The 20,057-nt window shown below is 68.8% G+C and carries 21 protein-coding genes; 9 read left to right on the top strand and 12 right to left on the bottom strand.

The window, feature by feature from the left end; all coding sequences use genetic code 11:
- Positions 1-102: 102 nt before the first annotated feature.
- Positions 103-735: a LytR C-terminal domain-containing protein gene (locus P5G52_RS14840; protein ID WP_301228924.1), complete on the bottom strand. Its 633-nt coding sequence runs from the start codon at positions 733-735 to the stop codon at positions 103-105.
- Positions 736-776: 41 nt separating this feature from the next.
- Positions 777-1,082, bottom strand: coding sequence for a DUF3263 domain-containing protein (locus P5G52_RS14835; protein ID WP_087075625.1), 306 nt, complete (start codon positions 1,080-1,082; stop codon positions 777-779).
- A 110-nt stretch (positions 1,083-1,192) separates the two neighbouring features.
- Here P5G52_RS14835 and P5G52_RS14830 point away from each other — a divergent pair, with 110 nt between their 5' ends.
- Complete coding sequence (locus P5G52_RS14830; protein ID WP_301228922.1) at positions 1,193-2,011, top strand: uracil-DNA glycosylase; 819 nt, start codon at positions 1,193-1,195, stop codon at positions 2,009-2,011.
- 159 nt (positions 2,012-2,170) lie between these two features.
- On the opposite strand, the gene P5G52_RS14825 is transcribed toward P5G52_RS14830, so the two are convergent.
- Positions 2,171-3,805 carry a threonine/serine exporter family protein gene (locus P5G52_RS14825; protein ID WP_301228920.1) on the bottom strand — a complete coding sequence of 545 codons (1,635 nt, stop codon included), beginning with the start codon at positions 3,803-3,805 and terminating at the stop codon, positions 2,171-2,173.
- A 103-nt stretch (positions 3,806-3,908) separates the two neighbouring features.
- Positions 3,909-4,982, bottom strand: coding sequence for a lipid II:glycine glycyltransferase FemX (locus P5G52_RS14820; protein WP_301228918.1), 1,074 nt, complete (start codon positions 4,980-4,982; stop codon positions 3,909-3,911).
- A 146-nt stretch (positions 4,983-5,128) separates the two neighbouring features.
- On the opposite strand from P5G52_RS14820, the gene P5G52_RS14815 reads away from it, so the two are divergent.
- The 3 genes from P5G52_RS14815 to P5G52_RS14805 all read left to right on the top strand — a co-directional run bounded on the left by P5G52_RS14815 (position 5,129) and on the right by P5G52_RS14805 (position 7,569).
- Complete coding sequence (locus tag P5G52_RS14815; RefSeq protein WP_301228916.1) at positions 5,129-6,133, top strand: aldo/keto reductase family protein; 1,005 nt, start codon at positions 5,129-5,131, stop codon at positions 6,131-6,133.
- Positions 6,133-6,996, top strand: coding sequence for an NAD-dependent epimerase/dehydratase family protein (locus P5G52_RS14810; protein WP_301228914.1), 864 nt, complete (start codon positions 6,133-6,135; stop codon positions 6,994-6,996). Before P5G52_RS14815 ends, P5G52_RS14810 begins: the two co-directional genes overlap by 1 nt.
- A gap of 105 nt (positions 6,997-7,101) precedes the next feature.
- Positions 7,102-7,569 carry a hypothetical protein gene (locus tag P5G52_RS14805; protein ID WP_301228912.1) on the top strand — a complete coding sequence of 156 codons (468 nt, stop codon included), beginning with the start codon at positions 7,102-7,104 and terminating at the stop codon, positions 7,567-7,569.
- A gap of 49 nt (positions 7,570-7,618) precedes the next feature.
- Here the strand turns inward: P5G52_RS14805 and P5G52_RS14800 are convergent, their stop codons facing one another.
- Positions 7,619-9,112, bottom strand: coding sequence for an MFS transporter (locus P5G52_RS14800; RefSeq protein WP_301228910.1), 1,494 nt, complete (start codon positions 9,110-9,112; stop codon positions 7,619-7,621).
- A gap of 181 nt (positions 9,113-9,293) precedes the next feature.
- Here P5G52_RS14800 and P5G52_RS14795 point away from each other — a divergent pair, with 181 nt between their 5' ends.
- Positions 9,294-10,385, top strand: coding sequence for an alkene reductase (locus P5G52_RS14795; RefSeq protein WP_301228908.1), 1,092 nt, complete (start codon positions 9,294-9,296; stop codon positions 10,383-10,385).
- Between the two features lie 59 nt (positions 10,386-10,444).
- On the opposite strand, the gene P5G52_RS14790 is transcribed toward P5G52_RS14795, so the two are convergent.
- Positions 10,445-10,954: a hypothetical protein gene (locus tag P5G52_RS14790; RefSeq protein WP_301228906.1), complete on the bottom strand. Its 510-nt coding sequence runs from the start codon at positions 10,952-10,954 to the stop codon at positions 10,445-10,447.
- Between the two features lie 125 nt (positions 10,955-11,079).
- On the opposite strand from P5G52_RS14790, the gene P5G52_RS14785 reads away from it, so the two are divergent.
- A complete protein-coding gene (locus tag P5G52_RS14785; protein ID WP_301228904.1) occupies positions 11,080-11,229 on the top strand; it encodes a hypothetical protein in 150 nt (49 codons plus the stop codon).
- Between the two features lie 110 nt (positions 11,230-11,339).
- Here P5G52_RS14785 and P5G52_RS14780 read toward each other — a convergent pair whose 3' ends face one another.
- Complete coding sequence (locus P5G52_RS14780) at positions 11,340-11,549, bottom strand: hypothetical protein (protein WP_087071516.1); 210 nt, start codon at positions 11,547-11,549, stop codon at positions 11,340-11,342.
- A gap of 174 nt (positions 11,550-11,723) precedes the next feature.
- Here P5G52_RS14780 and P5G52_RS14775 point away from each other — a divergent pair, with 174 nt between their 5' ends.
- The 3 genes from P5G52_RS14775 (at position 11,724) to P5G52_RS14765 (ending at position 16,485) form a co-directional block, all read left to right on the top strand.
- Entirely contained in the window at positions 11,724-12,878 is a 1,155-nt protein-coding gene (locus P5G52_RS14775) for a baeRF2 domain-containing protein (protein WP_301228901.1), read from the top strand.
- Positions 12,878-14,671, top strand: a complete 1,794-nt coding sequence (locus P5G52_RS14770; protein WP_301228899.1) for a thiamine pyrophosphate-requiring protein — start codon at positions 12,878-12,880, stop codon at positions 14,669-14,671. The genes P5G52_RS14775 and P5G52_RS14770 overlap by 1 nt, the downstream gene beginning before the upstream one ends.
- Before the next feature lie 152 nt (positions 14,672-14,823).
- Positions 14,824-16,485 carry a catalase gene (locus tag P5G52_RS14765; protein ID WP_301228897.1) on the top strand — a complete coding sequence of 554 codons (1,662 nt, stop codon included), beginning with the start codon at positions 14,824-14,826 and terminating at the stop codon, positions 16,483-16,485.
- A gap of 81 nt (positions 16,486-16,566) precedes the next feature.
- Here P5G52_RS14765 and P5G52_RS14760 read toward each other — a convergent pair whose 3' ends face one another.
- From P5G52_RS14760 to P5G52_RS14740, 5 genes are all read right to left on the bottom strand, one after another.
- Entirely contained in the window at positions 16,567-17,613 is a 1,047-nt protein-coding gene (locus P5G52_RS14760) for an NAD(P)-dependent alcohol dehydrogenase (protein ID WP_301228895.1), read from the bottom strand.
- Positions 17,614-17,636: 23 nt separating this feature from the next.
- Positions 17,637-18,050 (bottom strand): (R)-mandelonitrile lyase, encoded by a 414-nt coding sequence (locus P5G52_RS14755; protein ID WP_301228893.1) that lies wholly within the window; start codon positions 18,048-18,050, stop codon positions 17,637-17,639.
- 67 nt (positions 18,051-18,117) lie between these two features.
- The gene (locus tag P5G52_RS14750) at positions 18,118-18,579 is read right to left on the bottom strand and encodes a MerR family transcriptional regulator (protein ID WP_301228891.1); all 462 of its coding nucleotides are present in this window, start codon (positions 18,577-18,579) and stop codon (positions 18,118-18,120) included.
- Positions 18,580-18,647: 68 nt separating this feature from the next.
- On the bottom strand, positions 18,648-18,920 hold the full coding sequence (locus P5G52_RS14745; RefSeq protein ID WP_301228889.1) for a hypothetical protein: 273 nt from the start codon (positions 18,918-18,920) through the stop codon (positions 18,648-18,650).
- A 124-nt stretch (positions 18,921-19,044) separates the two neighbouring features.
- Positions 19,045-19,950 (bottom strand): SDR family NAD(P)-dependent oxidoreductase, encoded by a 906-nt coding sequence (locus tag P5G52_RS14740; RefSeq protein ID WP_301228887.1) that lies wholly within the window; start codon positions 19,948-19,950, stop codon positions 19,045-19,047.
- Positions 19,951-20,057 lie beyond the last annotated feature (107 nt).

Genomic DNA, 20,057 nt, shown 5'->3' with positions numbered 1-20,057 from the left:
CCACCCCGTGAGTGCAAGCCGATTGAGCGCGTCGAAGCATCCTTGCCGTCCGGTCGCACGGTCACTCCGCGACGCTGTTCCGGCCGCCCCTCGAACTGCGGATCACTGGAACTCGGGTCCGAGCACGACGGAGATATCCGGCGAGACATCCGCGCTGTCGACGAGGTTCGTGATGCCCAGGTCCTCAGCCACCGCCTCGGCCCCGGCCCGCTGTGCCTCGCCGTTGTAGAAGACCACGGAGGCGTCCACGGGAGCGCCGGCCCAGTTCCCGGGAAGCGCCGAGGTCCACCCCGCGGATGCCAGCCGGCCGGCTGCCACGGAGGCCAAGCCGGGGGCGCCGGTGCCGTTGAGGACGTTCACCGTCTGGGCTCGGTCGGAATCGTCCACCTCGTCCGCGTCCTCGTCCGCGTCCTCGTCCGAAGCAGTGCCGTCCGAGGACGGTTCCTCCGTCGCATCCGTGCTCGCGTCGCCGTTCGCCGTCGACGACGGGTCCGAGGCCGGACCGGAGGCTGTGGACTGCCCGGTGGCCGACGCCGCGGCACCACCACCTCCCGCGAGGCCCAGCCGGGGAAGGAGGAAGTAGGAGCCCAGGCCGATCAGGAGCGCGAGGACCCCCACGGTGATCTTGAGGCCGAGGCCGCTTGATCCGGCAGGGATGACCCGCTCCCGGTGGACGCCCTGGCGCACTGAAGCCTCCGGGACCCTGTCGAACTCGTCCCGCGGGTGCTCGGTCATGGGTGAGGGTGGTCCTTCGCTCGTCGGGGTAGCGGACAGTTCTAGATGTCCGCGCCGAGACGGCGAGCGGAGCGTGCCTTCTGGCGGGTGGACCTCAGCCGCCTCAGCCGCTTCACGAGCATGGGATCGTGCGCGAGCGCCGCCTCGGTATCGATCAGCGCGTTGAGCACCTGGTAGTAGTGCGTGGCGGACATGTTGAAAAGGTCCCGGATGGCCTGCTCCTTCGCACCGGAGTACTTCCACCACTCGCGTTCGAGCGCGAGCATGCGCTGCTCGCGGTCACCCAGGGCCAGCTTCGCGTCCTGTCCGGAGGGCGTGTCGGCAGGCTGCCGCATCGGCTCAGCCATCTCCATTACCGCCTTCCTCCAATGGGCACAACTACTACTCAATGGTAGTGGGGAATTACAGGCATGTCATTCGAACGGACGGCGCCCCGGCGGCGCGGAAGAATAGTGCCATGACCGACGACGGCGCCCTCTTCGACCTCCCTGCCTCCTCGACGACGGGTGCGGCACGAAAGACCGGGAGGCCGCGGACCTCCACCCCGCCCTCGCCCAACGAGTCGGTCTTCCCGTTCGCTGCTCCCGCGGGCATCGAGGAGCTGGTCCCCGAGGATTGGGCAGCCGCGCTCAAGCCCGTCGAACCGGTACTGCACCAGCTCGCAGCATCGCTCGCGGCGGACCTGGACAACGGGCTGCGGATCCTTCCGGATGCGCCGCATATCCTGCGGGCCTTCACCACCCCGCTGGACAGGGTGCGCGTGGTCATCGTGGGGCAGGACCCGTACCCGACCGTGGGGCACGCCGTCGGACTCAGCTTCGCCGTCGATCCCGCGACCCGGCCGCTTCCCCGCAGCCTCGCGAACATCTACCGGGAGCTGGCCGCGGACACGGGGGCGGCTCCACCCGCCACGGGTGACCTGTCCGGATGGACGGAGCAGGGGGTCCTGCTGCTCAACCGGGTGCTGACGGTCCGCGCCGGCGATCCCGCCTCGCATCGCGGCCTGGGCTGGGAGCTCGTGACCGACGCCGCCATCCGCGCTCTCGTGGCCCGGGGCGGTCCGCTCGTCGCCATCCTGTGGGGCAAGGACGCACTCCGCCTGAAACCCCTGCTCGGCGCGACGCCGACCGTGGAGTCCGCGCATCCCAGTCCCCTTTCGGCCTCCCGCGGATTCTTCGGCTCCCGGCCCTTCAGCCGTGTCAACGACCTGCTGGCGCAGCAGGGCGCGGAGCCCATCGACTGGTCGCGGACCACGGCCGTCGGCAGGGCAGGCTAGCCAGGGCCCCAGCGGCTAGCGGGCGTCGGGCAGCGCGGGTCAACGCGGCCAACGCGGCCAACGCGGCCAACGCGGCCAACGCGGCCAGGGCCACCAACGCACGCAGTGCCGACCACTGCTCGCAGCGCTGGGCAGGGCCGCAGTGCTGGCCACGACCGGCTATCGCCGCCGGTTGCGCTGCCGCTCGTTCGAGCTGAGCTTGCGCGTGAACGGTCTCGCCAGGTTGTCGCCGAGGACCACTCCGGCGGCGATGGCCAGCACCACGGTCAGGGCATTGAAGAGGCCGAGGGCGCCGTCGGACACCAAGGCCGAATCGAGGGTGAGCATGTACATCGAACGGAAGATGGTCAGCCCGGGGTAGAGGAAGAGGACCGCGGGAACGGCCACGACGAGCTGGGGTGCACCGAGCCGGAGGGCGACGACGCGTGACAGCGCTCCGATCAGGATCGCGGCCAGGGCTGGTGCTAGTCGGTAGCCGACGCCCGCGGTCATCACGGTGATCAGGAAGAGGTACCCGGCCACCGCGACGAGCGACGTGGGGATCACAAGCTTCACGTCTGTCTGCTCGGCGATGCAGATCATCGAGACGGAGATGAAGACCAGCACCGCCACCACGGGCCACGGGTACTGGCTGCCCGATGAGTCGAGGACCTCGAGTTCGGGTATGCCGAGCGCCGTTCCGGCGACGAGCGCGACGGCGATGCCGGCGACCAGCGCCGCGAAGATGAGGATCGCCGAGAGGAACCGCCCGGCGGCCGTGACCGGGAAGCCGTTGATGGCGTCCTGCGTCGCGGAGACCAGCCTGCCGGTCGGCAGGAGCAGGAGGATGCCGCCCACCACGACGAGGGCCGGCGCGATCGGCACCTGCAGCCACCAGAACAGCATGGCGATCAGGGTGACGAGCGCGGACGAGGTCGCGACGGAGAAGAATTCGGGTACGCGCCACTCTCCGAGCTTCCGGCTCACCAGATCCACGAGGATGCAGCTGACGAAGCCGATGAGGGATGCCAGCACCGTGCCGCCGGTGAACGCGACGATGGCGGCCGCGAAGATACCGAATGCGGCCGTGACCATCCAGCGCGGGAAGGGCTTGGGCCGGTGCGTGATCTCGTCGAGCCGCTGCACCGCTTCGGTGCGGGAGACGCCGCCGTCCGCGATGTCGGAGACGAGGCGGTGGATCGCCGTGAGGCCCGCGTAGTTGTTCGTCCAGGACCGGACCACCCGCAGCACCGTCGTCGGCGTCTGGTCCTTGGCCGAGTAGTTGAGCACCACCGACTGGTTGGTGATGTCCACCTCGATGTTGTCCAGGCCGAAAGCCGCCGTCACGGCGATGATGCTCGTCTCGACCTCCAGCGCTCCCGCCCCGTACCGGAACATGGTCTCCGCCAGGCTGAGCGCGAAGTCCAGGGCTTTGCGGGCGCTTGCGTCGGGCCCGGCGACCTGGACCATCGGATTCGCGTAGGGGCTGCCCGCCAGCCGCTCGACGATGCTCATGGCCTGGGTGGGCGGGGACTCCCCCTGCACCAGGCGACGGAGCATGCTGCGGGCAGCGGCGTTGGGACGGCTCGACGACGGTACGCGCTCGGGCGTGGTGGGCAGGGCGTCCGCGGGCCGCGGAGCCGACGGGCGCTGGCGGCCCTGCCGAGGGGTCCTCGGCTCCGTCGCCGGACGCTTCTTCGGTGGAGCGGCAGCTCCTCGCGCCTTCCGGCCGCTCCCTCGGCCGGCGGCGAGCTTCTTCTTCTCGTCCTCACTCGGATCGAAGGGCCGCTGGATGACGGGGAGTGCCTCCGCCACAGGCGAAGGATTGGTGGAAGGCGATCGGCCATCCTCCGGGGTGGAACCGTCTGTCACAGCGGCCTTTCATGCTTCACGCGCCGCGGAGTCCGCGGGCTTTTCCTCAGTAGAACGGTTGGTGCGTGCGGCGCCAGTACACCTGGCGCGCCACACGCTCCGCAATCGTGTTCCACACACGATACTTCCAGCCGCTGACCACGAAGTCGTAGCAGCCGACGAAGTCCGTGACGGTCTTGGTGAAGCTCGTCTTGAAGAGCCCCAGGCCGTGGTGCGGGTGGTCGGTGTCCTTGAGCCGGTCGCTCGGCGGAGTTCCACAGAAGTCGTACTCGACGATCCCGAACTCGTCCTTGAGGTCGTTGATCGCCCTCCATTGCACGAGGTGCGAATCGCCGTACTGTGTCCGCCCGGGCCGGGAGCCGCCGTCCTTGTAGGTCCCCTTCGACCCGTAGTTGATGACGAACGCCCCCACCGACGGTTCGCCGTCCTCGTGCACGAAGTAGAAACGGCCCTGTCCGGCGTCCACGAAGTTCTGCCAGAAACGGCTGTAGTACTCGAAGGAGCGCATGCGGGCCGCGGAACGGTCCTCGATGTGCGACATCAGGGAGTACATCGCCCGGAAGGTCTCCTGGGTCGGCTCCATGCGCCGGACCTCGACGCCCTCGCGCATGGCCCGGCGGACGGCGTTGCGGCCCCGCGAGTGCAGGTTCCGCAGCAACTGGTTGGAGTCCGGGGTGGTGTCCAGGATGGCCGTGCTGTCGTTCGGCTGCAGGTTGAACGTCTTGACGAGGCCCGCGGCGCGGAAGAGCTCGCGCACCTCGGGACCGTCCACGAGGTCGGGTTCCACCTTGATGGCGAAGACGCGGTGCCCCTCGCGCCGGGCGAGGTCGGCCACGGCCCGCACGGCCGCTGGGACGTGGCCCGCCTCGGTGACCGCCGGTCCCTTGATGAGGTACCAGAGGGACCCGAGCAGGGGCACCCTCTTCTCGAGGATGAGGTTGTAGCTCGTCGAGTCCGGACCCTCGAGGACCAGGAACCGGGGCCGCCACCCGTGGTGCGACTTGACCTCCGCAAACGCCGCGGACTGGAGCACGTTGCCGCCGCCCGGATTGGACGTCACCAGCGCATCCCAGTCCTGCTGCTCCGTCGTGGTGGCGAAACGGGCGCTGAAGTCGGCCAAGATTCCTCATTTACTGTGGGCGGCGAGCGAAGGACGCCCACAAGTCTAGCGGCTGCGCACCTGCCTCCCGTGGATCCGGCGTCAATGTTGCCTGGGGGAACTGTCCGTCCTGTACTCGCTTCCTAAGGGTGGTTAGCATCAGAAGCATGGACTTCAGATACCTCGGCAACAGCGGCTTCAAGATCTCGGAAATCACCTACGGAAACTGGCTCACGCATGGATCGCAGGTGGAGAACGACGTCGCGACGCAGTGCGTGCGCGCGGCGCTCGACGTGGGCATCACCACGTTCGACACCGCGGACGTGTACGCGAACACGGCGGCGGAGACCGTGCTCGGCGAGGCGCTGAAGGGCGAGCGCCGGCAGTCCCTGGAGATCTTCACGAAGGTCTGGGGACCCACGGGCCCCAAGGGCCACAACGACGTGGGGCTCTCCCGCAAGCACATTCTGGAATCGATCGACGGCTCGCTGCAGCGACTCCAGACCGACTACGTGGACCTCTACCAGGCGCACCGGTACGACCACGAGACGCCGCTCGAGGAGACGATGCAGGCCTTCGCCGACGTCGTGCGCCAGGGCAAGGCCCTTTACATCGGCGTCAGCGAGTGGACGGCCCAGCAGATCCGCGACGGCGCCGCCCTTGCGAAGGACCTCGGTTTCCAGCTCATCTCCAACCAGCCCCAGTACTCGATGCTGTGGCGCGTGATCGAGGGCGAGGTCGTCCCCACCTCCGAGGAACTCGGACTGTCCCAGATCGTCTGGTCCCCCGTGGCGCAGGGCGTCCTGACCGGCAAGTACCGTCCCGGGCAGCAGCCCGAGCAGGGCACCCGTGCCTCCGACGACAAGGGCGGCGCCGACATGATCAAGCGCTGGATGAGCGACGACGTCCTCACCGGTGTCCAGAAGCTCGCGCCCATCGCCGACGGCGTAGGGCTCACGATGGCGCAGCTCGCGATCGCCTGGGTGCTGCAGAACAAGAACGTCGCCTCGGCGATCATCGGGGCCTCGCGCCCCGAGCAGGTGGAGTCGAATGCCGCCGCTGCCGGCGTGACGCTGGAGGACGATGTCCTGAAGGCGATCGATGACGCGATCGGCGACCTCGCGGAGACCGACGTCGCAAAGACGGTGTCCCCCGAGACGCGGCCGGCCTGATGGCGGGCCCTGCAACGCTCAACGTCGCGGTCACCGGCTCCAACGGCAAGCTCGGACGCAGCGTGGTGCGCGGCCTCCGCGAGGCCGGCCACACCGTCGTCGAACTGGACCAGCACGGGGAGCGCAGCCCGTCCTTCCTCCGGATCGACCTGCGCGACTACGGTCAGGTGGCCGACGCGTTCCAGGGCGTGGACGACAAGTACGAGGCCCTGGATGCCGTGGTGCATCTCGGTGCCATCCCTGCGCCCGGGCTGCAGGCCGATGCCGCGACGTTCCACAACAACATGACGGCCACGTACAACGTGTTCCAGGCGTGCCGGCGGGCCGGCATCAAGCGGATCGTCTACGCCTCCAGCGAGACGGTGCTCGGACTCCCGTTCGACACCCCTCCTCCGTACATCCCCGTGGACGAGGAGTACCCGGCCCGGCCCGAGAGCACGTACTCCCTGGTCAAGCACCTCGAGGAGCAGCTCGCCATCGAGCTGGCGCGCTGGGACCCGGAACTGAGCATCACCGCCCTGCGGTTCTCGAACGTCATGGACCCCGAGGACTACGCCGAGTTCCCCTCCTTCGATGCCGACGCGACTGCACGCAAGTGGAACCTGTGGGGCTACATCGACGGCCGCGACGGCGCCCAGGCCGTGGAGAAGGCCCTGCAGAACGCGGCGCCCGGCTTCGACCGCTTCCTCATCGCTGCCGCTGACACCGTGATGAGCCGTGCGAGTGCGGACCTCGCCGCGGAGGTGTTCCCCGGCGTGGAGGTGGTCCGGGAGGTAGGTGAGCACGAAACGCTCCTCTCCATCGACAAGGCCCGGCGGATCCTCGGGTACGAACCCCGGCACAGCTGGCGCGACCGCGACTAGCAGGACCCAGACCGATCAGGGCGGCGGTGGGGAACTGTCATCCGGGCCGATTCATCAGTAGGCTGATGATCGAAGGAAGCACAGCACCGACGAAAGGCAGAGATGATGACCGAGAACCTTCCCGATGAGGAACTGACCATCGTGGGCGAAGAGCCCGACGTGCCGAACGACTCGCTTGCTCCCGAGGCCTTTGATCCGGTCCTCGAGGGCCAGCCCGACGACTACCCCGACGCCGCGGAGAACAATCCGGACCGGTGGCAGGACGACCCCCTCCTGCAGGACGAGCCCAGCGCGATCGAGAGCGGCGACGACGAGAACGACTTCGACGAGAACGGCGTCAGCGCGATCGGCGAGGAAGGTTACCTGAGCGACCAGACCCTCCGCGAGGAGACGGCCGAGGCCCGCTACCGGCACGGGGACGAGCAGTACCCGCCGGAGGAGCCGATGCTCGGTGAAGCCTCCGCGGACGTGGACTTCGGCATGATGGAGGACGACGAGGTCGACGCGAGCGACGACCCCGCGAACCGTGGCGGGTCACCGCTGAGCGCGATGGACGAGCAGGACATCAAGTAACACCCCCGAACGGAACACTGCGAAGCCCCGGGAACCCCCCGGGGCTTCGTCATGTCCGAGGGTGCCCGCCCTGGCCGCCGCGCGCCTCGCGGAGGGCGCCGGGAGCCGCCGGGGTGCCGCCGACGGCGCAGTGCCTGGGGTGGTCGGCCTCCGGCACCCCGGGGTTCCGGATACTGACGGCGGCCAGGAGTCCACCCACCGCCAGTACTCCGGCGCCGAGAAGGCATGCGGTAGCGAATCCGGCCTCGAAGGTCCTCGGGTTGTCGTAGGCGTCTCCTGTCAGACCTGCGGCAGCCGGCAGGACGGCGATCGCGATGAGGCCCGCCGCCCGCGCGACCGCGTTGTTGACACCGGAGGCGAGCCCCGCTTGGCGTTCCGGCACCGAGGACAGCGCCGTCGACGTCAGGGGTGCGACGAGCAGCGACAGCCCGAGGCCGAGCACGATCACCGGCGGAAGCACGTCGCGGAGATAGGACGCCTCCGCGCCGATCCGCAGCATGAGGACCAGCGACACGGCGCAGATGAGCGGACCGACCGCCATCGGGATGCGGGGGCCGATCCTGGAACTGAGCGCTCCTGCGCGCGGCGACAGGGCGAGCATCAGCGCCGTGATCGGGAGCATCGCGGTGCCGGACGCCACCGGGCTGAAACCCGCCACGACCTGCAGGTGGACGACGAGCAGGAAGAAGATGCCGCCGAACACCGCGTAGATGAGGAACGTGACGGCGTTCGCCGCACGGAACTGTCGATTGCCGAAGATGCCCAGGGGCAGCATCGGATTCTCGGTGCGCCGCTCCACCGCGAGGAAGGCTGCGGCCGCGGCGAGTCCCAGGAGCCCGGACGCGAGGACTCCGGCCGAACCCATGCCCTGGTCGGGCGCTTCGATCAGCGCGTAGGTCGTGCCGGCGAGCGCGAGCGCCCCGAGGGCCGCCCCGGCGAGGTCGAGCCCGCCCGTCGCGCCCGGGTCGCGGGTCTCGGGAACATGCCGCACGGCGATCCAGACGACGACGGCCGCGACGGGGACATTGATGAGGAAGACCCAGCGCCAGGAGACGCTTTCGACGAGCCATCCCCCGAGGAAGGGCCCGATGGCGGTGGCCACGCCCCCCAGGCCGGACCACGCTCCGATGGCCCGCGCGCGGTCCTCACCCGAGAAGGCGGCCTGGAGGATCGCGAGGCTGCCCGGCGTGAGCAGGGCCCCTCCGACGCCCTGGAGGGCACGCGCCGCGATGAGCAGGCCGGCGTCCGGAGCCAACCCGCACAGCAGGGAGGCGACGGCGAACCAGATGACACCGACCACGAAGACGCGCCGCCGCCCGAACCGGTCCCCCAGCGCCCCGCCGAGCAGGATGAAGGAGGCGAGCGTCAGGGTGTAGCCGGTGACCATCCACTGCATGGCCGAGAAATTCGTGCCGAGGTCCCGCCCGATCGTCGGCAGGGCCACGTTGACGACGGTGGCATCGATGCCGGCGATACCCGAACCCAGGACTGTCGCGACCAGGATCCATCGCCCGGAGGCCGTTCCCATCCGGATTCCACTCATGGCCCACCATCCGTCCACGCCCCGCGGTGCCGCGGGCGCACGCACAGTGTGGCACCGCCGTCGCCCATCATCCAGTCCGCACACCCCCCTGTCGGGCGGGTGACACGGGACACATCCGGAATAGCACCCGGTCGGTGCCGGTTACCGACCAGTAGGACACCGACCCGGAAAGTAGGAACGCATGAAGCTGTTCTCCCCCCTGACCCTCGGCACGCTCGAACTCCCCAACCGCGTTGTGATGGCGCCGCTCACGCGCGTCCGCTCGGGCGACGCGGGCATCCCCGGCGACATCGTCGTCGAGCACTACCGCCAGCGGGCCTCCCTCGGGCTCATCGTCAGCGAGGGAACCTACCCCAGCCATGCCGGGCAGGGCTTCCCCGGGCAGCCGGGACTGGTCGAGGACGAGCAGCTCGCAGGCTGGAAGCGCGTCACGGACGCCGTGCACGCGGACGGCGGCCGCATCGTCGCGCAGGTCATGCACGCGGGCCGCGTGACGCACCCCGACACCAACGGCGGCTACGAGGTCGTGGCCCCGAGCGCCGTCGCCATCGAGGGGACCACGCGGACCAGCACGGGCAAACAGCCCTATCCGGTGCCGCATGCCCTCACCGCGGAGGAACTGCCGGGCATCATCGAGGAGTTCGTGACGGCCTCGCGCAAGGCGATCGACATCGCCGGATTCGACGGCGTCGAACTGCACGGAGCGAACGGCTACCTGCTGCACGAATTCCTCTCCCCCGAGTCCAACCAGCGTGAGGACGCCTACGGAGGATCGCCCGAAAAGCGCGCGCAGTTCGTCATCGAACTCGTGACCGCGGTGGCAGCTGAAGTCGGAGCCGAGAAGGTCGGCCTCCGCATCTCGCCCGCCCACAACATCCAGGACGCCCTGGAGACCGACGCCGCCGACGTCCTGGCGACGTACGGAACGCTCGTCGACGCCCTCGCACCGCTGAAGCTCGCGTACCTCAGCGTCCTGCACGCCGAGCCGACCGGGGCCCTCATCCAGGACCTCCGGAAGCGCTTCGGCGGACCCTTCCTGATCAACAGCGGCTTCGGACTCATCACCAACCGCGAGGAGGCCATCGCCATCCTCGAGGACGGCGTGGGAGACGCCGTCGTCGTCGGCCGCCCGGCCATCGCGAACCCCGACCTCGCCCGCCGCTGGCGCGAGAACCTTCCGGAGAACGAACCGAATCCGGCCACGTTCTACTCCACCGGACCTGAGGGCTACACGGACTACCCGTTCTACGACAGCTCGGGCAGCAGCAACTAGGGCCGATCAGCACTTCCTGATCGCCCGGATCGACCAGCACGGCCGACAAGGCGCCTTCATCACTCGATGGGGGCGCCTTGTCGCTCCTGCAGCCGCAGTCCCCGCCTGCGCGCCACCCATTCGGCGACCCGGGGGTACCGCACCGCGACCCAACCAACCAGGAGCGCGGCAGCCAGGTGGGCGTGGAGCATCAGCATGACCTCCGGTGAGTGCCCCTCGCCGGCGCCGGATCCCACAGGCACGGCACCGCCGTGGTGCACCTCCGTCCCGGACAGGGAGGACGTCGCTGCCCCACCGAGGCCCCCGAGAAGCCAGTGCAGGACCTGCTGTGCCAGACCCGACAGCAGCATGACCGCCCACACGGGCAACCGGGCCTGCGCCACGAGAGTGGAGGCCAGGACGGCGAGCGCGGCGAGACCGCAGAGAATGGGCGTGCTCGGGGGCGCTCCGCCGGAGAGGGTGTGCGCCGCAAGCCCGAGCCCCAGCCCCAGGAGGCCTGCTCCTGCCGACCGGACCCCCATCGTGGGACGACCGCCGGGCGTGGATGCGGCGTCCTGTCGATCTTCCATGACCCAAGAGTAAGCATGCTGACCACCACCCGACGCACCGGGCCGCACGGGTTATGCCGGCGGCTCCGGATCCGTAGACTGACCATAAGGGAGCTTAGTTCCCCTGGAACCGAGAGGATGAGTGCATGTCAGAGAACCGCAGCGACGATGACCGTGTCCACAACGAGGCGCCCGCGGAAGGCGACACGGACGCCAACCCCGAGGACATCAGGGTGCACCCGCAGGACCCCGCCGAAGGCGCGGATTCCGAGGACCAGTACGGCTCAGGGAAGTAGCAGGCATCACGCAGAACGGAAGCGCCGGCCCGCCGGGCCGGCGCTTCCGTCGTCTTCTCGGGATTCTCGGGATTCCCCGCGCCTCGCAGTTCTTCTGCGGGAGGCCCGGGTCAGCGGGTTCCTTCCACGACCTCCCCGAACGGGACCTCCTGGGACAGTTCGGCCTGCCGGTCCAGGGCGTGGCTGCTGACCAGGATGCCGTACTTGCCCTCGGCCATGGACTGCTTCATCACCATCAGCACCGTCTCGGCGAAGCCTTCGTCCTGGGCCTCGAGGAAGCTGATGTAACGGGGCGGGAAATTCTCGGGAACTGTGAGCATGACCCCACGCTACCTGCCGCCACCCACGCCTGCCGAGTGATTTTCAAGCCCGGCAGCGCACCCGGGAATCCTTCTCAGCCGCGGGTCGAGGGTGATAGACCATAAGTGTCCTTAGTATCTCCGGTGGGTCGTCCTCACCGGAGGTCACCACCACTGACATGACAGGGGATCTTCGTGACGCACCTACTCAAAGACCACGCCCATCTGTTCGAACTGCCCGGCCCATGGACCACCATCTATGTCGAGGGCAGCACCGGCACGGTGGACGGCCTGGCGAACGACGAGATCCTTCCGCGCAGCGTCGCCCAGGAGATGAAGGACGCCGGCGCCCCGGAGCAGGACGTCGAGGCCGCCGTCGCCGCCCTCGGCACGACCGCCAAGGGACTGCCCGATCCCGTGACCCGCTACCTCCTCGTGAACAACGGCCAGGCGGTCATCAACGAGTTCCTGCCCGGCAACCTGGTCGGGCTCACCGTGACGGCGACGGGGCCCATCCCCGACCTCACGCCTCTCGTCCGGCACACGCCCGAGGACTTCGCGTACATCGTCGCCGAGGTGGGACACCACGGCGGTGAGGTGTACCTGCGGTATGCCAACGGGGACGAGGCCCACATCACGTCGGGTGACCCCGATTCCGTGGTCGAGGGGGACACCGACCACACCCGGAAGCTCGGCAGCGGGGGCTGGGCGCACAAGCGCATGCAGCAGCATGCCGAGAAGGTGTGGAAGATGAACTCCCGCGAGGTCGCGTCGGAGATCGACCGTATCTCCGCGGAGCACGATGCGCAGCTCATCGTCGTCGCCGGAGACATCCGTGCCCGCCAGATGGTCCACGACGAGGTGTCGCAGGAGTCGCGCGCCAAGCTCGCCATCATCGAGTCCAATACGCGTGCGGACGGGGCGGACGAGGAGACCTTCCTCGAGCAGGTCCAGCAGCTCGTGGCCCGCACCATGGCCGATCGCCAGCACGCCCTGCTGGAGCGCCTGGCCGAGAAGGAGGGCCAGGGCACCCGCACGTCCGCCATCGGTCGCGGTGCGGTCATCACCGCACTGCAGCAGGCGCAGGTCGAATCCCTGCTCCTCGAGACCACGGCGTGGGACGACGAGACGCTCCTGGCGCTCGACGCGGCGCCGTGGGTGGCGACATCGGAAGCGGAGACCGCGGGTGCCGGCGTGCTCGGCCACGTACCGGCCGTTGCTGCCCTGCTGCGGGCTGCGGCCCTCACCGATGCCCAGGTCTCCATGTATCCGTCGGGGGCACTGGAGAAAAAGCCCATTGCCGCCCTCCTGCGCTGGCCGACGGGCCCCGAAGTGCCGGCAGCGGTCTAGTGCCGGAGGACACGGCCGACACCGTAGCCGATTTCGTCGTCCGCCACCTCACCGCGTGGCGCGTGGACCGGATCTTCGGCTACAGCGGAGACGGCATCAATCCCCTGCTCGGTGCGCTGCGCCGGGCAGGGGCGCCGGCTTTCATCCAGGCGCGCCATGAGGAGGCCGCGGCCTTCATGGCCGTGGCGCACGCCAAGTACACCGGCGCAGTGGGCGTTGTCACGGCCACCCAGGGCCCCGGAGCGGTCCACCTGCTCAACGGCCTGTACGACGCGCGCATGGACAGCGTGCCCGTCGTCGCCGTCATCGGGCAGCAGAGCCAGACCGTGCTCGGCTCCGCCTATCAGCAGGAGATCGATCTCCTCAGCCTGTTCAAGGATGTGGCGTCGGAGTTCCGCCAGCAGGTGGCCAGTCCGGAGCAGCTGCCCATGGTCCTCGACCGGGCCTTCAAGGCCGCTCTTGCCACGCGGTCGCCCGCCGTGGTCATCCTCCCGCACGACGTCCAGCAGGCACCCGCCCCCGAGATGCCGCACGAGCACGGCGTGGTGCCGTCGTCGCCCGTGTGGTCGATGGGGTGCGTCTCTCCCCGGGAGGCCGACCTGCACGACGCCGCCGCCGTCCTGAACGCGGGACGGAAGATCGCGTTGCTCGTCGGGCAGGGTGCCGCCCACGCCCAGCATGAAGTGCTCGCTGTCGCGGACCGGCTGGGAGCCGGCATCACCACGAGCCTGCTCGGCAAGCCGCATGTCGACGAGTCGCGTCCCTTCGTGACCGGCACCATGGGTCACCTCGGCACGACGGCGAGTGCCCACCTCATGGACAACTGCGACACCCTGCTGATCATCGGCTCGAACGACCCGTGGACCGAGTACTACCCGGCACCGGGGCAGGCCCGAGCCGTCCAGATCGATATCGATCCCAAGGCCATCGGCAACCGATACCCGGTGGAGGTGGCACTGCATGGCGACGCTGCGGAGACTCTCTCCTCGCTGCTGGTCCTGCTGCACAGCCAGCAGGACCACTCGTGGCGGGAGGAGGTCGAGGAGCAGGTGCGCCGATGGGACCGGGTGTCCACCGCCCGTGCCATGACTCCGGCCGAGCCCGTGAATCCCGAGCGCGTCGTCCATGAACTCAACGCCATCCTGCCGGGGGATGCACAGGTCGCCGTCGATGTCGGAAGCTGCGTGTACTGGTACGCGCGACAGCTCCGGTTGCCCCGCGGCGTTCCTGCCCACCTGTCGAGCACGCTCGGGTGCATGGGCGCGGGCGTCCCCTACGGCATCGCCGCGAAGCTCGCCCGCCCCAGCCGTCCCGTCGTCGTACTCGCGGGGGACGGTGCAATGCAGATGGCGGGGCTCGCAGAACTCGTGACCGTCGGCAAGCTGTGGCGCGACTGGGCCGATCCCCGCTTCGTGGTGTGCGTCTTCTCCAACCGGGACCTCGCGGAGGTCTCCTGGGAGCAGCGGGAGATGGAGGGCGAGCCCCGGTTCGAGGCCAGCCAGGCCCTGCCCGACGTCGATTGCGCCGCCTATGCGCGCCTGCTCGGCCTCGACGGCGTCCGCGTGACGGACCCGGAAGACCTCGCCGACGCCTGGCAGCGGGCCTTCTCGGCGGACCGGCCGTTCGTCCTCGACGTCGTCACGGACCCGGACGTACCGCTGCTGCCCCCGTTCCCGGCAGGGGCGGCGAAACTCGATTCCATCCGCGGAGCACTGGAGGCGGAACCGGCGGGCGGCGCCGCGGGCCTCGTGCAGCGCTATGCGGACATCGAGGAGGGCACGGGACCGTCCTAGGAGCTGCTCGTGCCCTCCGCCGCCTCACTTTTCCACCGATCGGCCACCGGATTACTTCGGTTGCTGCCCATGTGGCCCTTGGGTAGCGTCGAAATCGGGCGTGGGCCCACCCCGCGCCGCTCGAGAAGACCAGAGTTTATGAGGAGATCCGCATGACCGATGTCGCCAGCCAGCCGCCCGCCGAAGGTGATGACCGCGCCGTCCTGACCAACCGGCAGGGCCACCAGGTCTACGACAACCAGAATTCCCGGACCGTCGGCGCCCGCGGCCCCGCCACACTGGAGAACTACCAGTTCCTCGAGAAGATCAGCCACTTCGACCGGGAGCGGATCCCGGAGCGCGTCGTGCACGCCCGCGGTTTCGTCGCCTACGGCGAGTTCGAAGCGACCGGGATGTGGGGCGAGGAGCCCATCAACGCCTACACCCGCGCGAAGCTGTTCTCCGAGCCGGGGAAGAAGACCGACGTCGCCATCCGCTTCTCCACCGTCATCGGCGGGCGCGACTCCTCCGAGGCAGCCCGTGACCCGCGCGGCTTCGCGGTGAAGTTCTACACGGAGGACGGCAACTGGGACCTGGTGGGCAACAACCTCGCGGTGTTCTTCATCCGCGACGCCATCAAGTTCCCCGACGTCATCCACTCCCTCAAGCCGGACCCGATCACGTTCCGGCAGGACCCGGCGCGCATCTTCGACTTCATGTCGCAGACGCCGGAGTCGATGCACATGCTGGTGAACCTCTTCAGCCCCCGCGGTATCCCGGCGGACTACCGGCACATGCAGGGCTTCGGGGTGAACACCTACAAGTGGGTCAACGCCGACGGCGACTCGAAACTGGTGAAGTACACCTGGCAGCCGCACCAGGGCGTCAAAAGCCTGACCGAGGAGGACGCCGCCAACATCCAGGCGACCGACCTCGGGCATGCCTCCAGGGACCTCTACGAGGCCATTGAGCGCGGCGATTACCCGAAGTGGGACCTGTACGTGCAGCTGATGGACGACGGCGACCACCCCGAGCTCGACTTCGATCCGCTCGATGACACCAAGACCTGGCCGGAACAGGACTTCGAACCGAAGCTCGTGGGCACCATGACGCTCAACCGGAACGTCACGGACCACCACAACGAGAACGAGCAGATCTCCTTCGGTACGGGTGTCCTCGTCGACGGGCTCGACTTCTCGGACGACAAGATGCTCGTGGGCCGCACCTTCAGCTACAGCGACGCCCAGCGCTACCGGGTGGGTCCGAACTACCTGCAGCTGCCGGTGAACTCCGCGAAGAACGCCCCCGTGCACACCAACCAGCGCGGCGGGCAGATGTCCTTCGGGACGGACCTCGCGCCCGGGCAGAACCCGCACGTCAACTACGAGCCCTCCATCACGGGCGGGCTCCGCGAGGGGCAGTACCCGACGCACGACGAGCAGGGGCCGGAGATCTCCGGGCGCCTGACACGCAAGCGCATCCCGCTCACCAACGACTACCTGCAGGCGGGCCAGCGGTACCAGTTGCTCGAGCAGTGGGAGAAGGATGACCTCGTCGCCAACTTCGTGACCCTGATCGGGCAGGCGGCCCGCTCCGTGCAGGAACGCATGGTGTGGCACTTCTACCTGGTCGACGACGAACTCGGAGCCCGCGTCGGGGAAGGACTCGACATCGGCCTCGCGGACATCAAGGACCTGCCGCCGCTCGCCAGCCAGACCCTCTCCGAGGACGAACTGGCCCGCCTGAAGAACCTGGGCAGCAACGGCCCCCGCAACGTCGAGGGCCTGACCATGACCCACTGCGTACCGAACGAGCACGTGGTCGTGAGCCGATAGGCCGGACGACCGCGTCGCGCGGGTGGGAGTGCCGGCCCGGGGCGGAGAGGCTCAGCCTCCCGCCCCGGTCCGGTGTCTCCGCTAGGCGAAGGTGGCGGCGTCGATGACGAAGCGGTAGCGGACGTCCGAGGCGAGGACGCGCTCGTAGGCGTCGTTGATCTTCTCGGCCGGGATGACCTCGATCTCGGCGCCGATGCCGTTCCGGGCGCAGAAGTCGAGCATGTCCTGGGTTTCGGCGATGCCGCCGATCATGGAGCCGGCGAACGAGCGGCGGCCGCCGATGAGCGCCATGGCGTTCACGGGCAGCGGCTCGGCGGGTGCGCCGACGTTGACGAGGGCGCCGTCGACCGTCAGGAGTCCCAGGAAGGCGCTGATGTCGATACTGGCGCTGACGGTGTTGATGATGAGGTCGAAGGAGCCGGCCAGGTCGGTGAACGTGGTTTCGTCGCTGGTGGCGTAGTAGTGGTCCGCTCCCAGCCGGAGGCCGTCCTCCTGCTTCTTGAGGGATTGCGAGAGGACGGTGACTTCGGCGCCCATGGCGTGCGCGATCTTGACGGCCATGTGGCCGAGGCCGCCGAGGCCCACGATGGCGACCTTCTTGCCGGGGCCGGCACCCCAGCGATGCAGGGGTGAGTAGGTGGTGATGCCGGCGCAGAGCAGGGGTGCGGCGGCATCGAGTTCGATGCCCTCGGGGATCCTCAGGACGAAGTCCTCGGTGACGACGACGTGGGTGGAGTAGCCGCCCTGGGTGACGGTCCCGTCGCGGTCGGTGGCGCCGTAGGTGCCCACCATCCCGTTGACGCAGTACTGCTCGTCGCCCGCCGCGCAGTTCTTGCACTGCCCGCAGGAGTTGACCATGCAACCGACGCCGACCCGATCGCCGACGGCGTGCCGGGTCACTTCGGAGCCGACTTCGGCAACGATGCCCGCGATCTCGTGGCCGGGCACCAGGGGGTAGGGCTGCGGCCCCCAGTCCCCGCGCACGGTGTGGATGTCGGAGTGGCAGATGCCGGCGTACTTGATCTCGATCAGGACGTCGTGGGGACCGACGTCGCGGCGTTCGATGGTGGTGGGGACGAGGTCCTTGTCGGCGGAAGGTGAGGCGTAGGCGTGAACGGTGGTGGTCATGTGTTTTCTCCTTCGAGGGGCGTTCAGTTGGTGGGTGCGGCCGGCTGGCCGTATTCGCGGTCGGTGACATGCTCTCCCCACGTCACGACCTGGCCCTGGCCGTCCGCTTCCTGGATGGCGATGTGAGCCATGAAGCGGCCGGCGGTGGCGCCGTGCCAGTGCTCTTCATGGGGTTCGATGTAGACGACGTCGCCCGGGCGTATTTCCTGCACCGCGCCGCCGCGGCGGGCGACGTAGCCGATGCCGTCGGTGACGTAGAGCGTCTGGCCCTTGGGGTGGGTGTGCCAGGCAGTGCGGGCGCCCGGGCTGAACGGCACGTGGGCGCAGCCCACTGCCGACTGCTCGTCGGGGGTGCGCACGCCATCGATGTGGACGGTGCCCGTGAACCAGGCCTCGGGCCCCACCGTGCTCTGGCCGCCGCTCGGGGTGTATTTCATCGTTCGTGCCTTCCTTCGTGAGGGCGCGCCCGACCTGCGGACCGTCGGGTCCGGGGGCGCGTGTCGTCTACTGCTTCTTGGTCTTCTTGAGGTCGTCGACCAGGGAGCGCGCTTCGTGCGACAGCTGTGCGGCCCTGGCGTCGTCGCCTGCCTGGACGGCCCGCCAATAGTCGATCTTCAGTGCGACGTAGCGCCTCCGCAGGGCGATCGACCGCGCTTCGATGGCCAACTGTTCCTGCTGGGCCTTCAGTAGTTCGATCTGCTCCGGGGCAGCGGCTTCCCCCAGTGCCCCGTTCCCGATGTAGCGGCGCATGTCACTCACGGACATTCCCGTCGCACTCAGGCAGGAAACCCAGGTCAACAGATCCAGGTCCTCCGTCGTGTAGACCCGATGCTTGCTGCTCGCGCCGCGACGGATCGGTGTGATCACGCCGATCGATTCGTAATAGCGCAACGTGCTGGCCGGCAGTCCCGTCAGGGCTGCCGCTTCCTTGATCGTGTACGTTTTCCGGATGCTCGGTGCGCTCACACCATCAACGATAGGAACTTCAAGTACTTGAAGACAAACGGCCCCTGCGGACCGCTGGGATCGACGTCCTAGCGTCGGCGCCTTTCAGCGGTCTGCCGCCCCAGCTCGGCGACGGCGGCGGCCGCGATCACGAGGGAGAGCGCCACGATGGCGAGCATGACGTAGAGCAGCACGAGGATGGTCATCGGCGAGGCGGCGGTGTGCAGGATGCGCAGCCCGCCGAGCAGACCGACGGCCCAGAAGATCCCTACTCCCGCGAGCGCATACGCTGCCCGCTTCCGACCGCGGTCGAACCCCATGCCCCGGGCGCACTGTGCCAGGAGGCCCTGCCATTGATCCATACCTCCACTATGGAGGGACCCCTGCACAGTGGCGCCAGCGCGTTCTATCGTGTCGCTCACATTGACAGTGGCGGGAGTACATGCATGAGGCAGAAGATACTGGTGTTCCTTCTGATATTTCCCGTCAGCGCCCAGGGGTGCGCCGTAGCCAGGGCAGGATCCGCCAGCCACCGGTGACACCGGTGGCTTTCCGGTCCGCCTCGAACAGGTTGCCGGGCGCGGGCGGCAACGATCCCTTCTTCAGTGCCAGTGCGCGGTAGGCGACGGCCACCGCCGGTTCGTACGCGGCAGGCGCCAATGCCCGCGCGTACACGAACATCGACTGGACCCGGCCCACCTGGACGAGTCGGCGGGGCCGCCGAGAGACCCGGACGATCGCCCGGGCCACCCTGACCGGATCCACGACCGGCGGCAGAGGACGGACGGGACGCCCTGTGTAGTTCGCGGCGTGCTGGTGGATGGGGGTGTCGATCGTCGCCGGAAGGACCGCGCAGACATGGATGTCCGGCGCATTCCGCGTCTCCATGCGGAGTACTTCGAGGAACCCGAGGAGCCCGAACTTGCTGGTGACATAGGGACTCACCAGGGGCGAGGTGATGCGGGAGTACACCGAGGCCACGGACACCAGCACTCCCCTGCCCTGCCGCCGGAAGACCCGCAGGGCAGCACGCGCTCCGTACACCTGGCCCAGCAGGTTGACCTCGATGATGCGGTCGAACACCTCCGACGGCGTCTGCTCGAAGGTACCGAAGCTGTACAGGGAGGCATTGCCGACCCAGACATCGATGCTGCCGAAATGCTGGACGGCCGCGTCCGCGAGCCGGTCGACGTCGTCCTCGGACCCGACGTCCGTGGGCACGGCCAGTACCGCCGCGCCCCTGTCCCGGCATTCCGCCGCAACGGCCTCGAGCGTGTCGGCGTCCCGGCCGGCGAGGACGAGCCTCGCACCGTCCTGCGCGAACAGGCGCGCCGTCGCCCGCCCGATTCCACTCGACGCACCCGTGATGACCACGGTCTCTGCTGCATGCATCCTGCCCGCCTCTCCTCGACCTGGCCGCCCCGGCCTCATCCTCGGTCTCCGCGCACGAAGGGAGCCCCCACGAGGAGAGCTCCCTTCGCACGTTCCGGACGACACCC

Source organism: Arthrobacter burdickii (assembly GCF_030433645.1).
Taxonomy (GTDB): domain Bacteria; phylum Actinomycetota; class Actinomycetes; order Actinomycetales; family Micrococcaceae; genus Arthrobacter_D; species Arthrobacter_D burdickii.
This window is presented reverse-complemented; position numbering and strand designations above follow the sequence as displayed.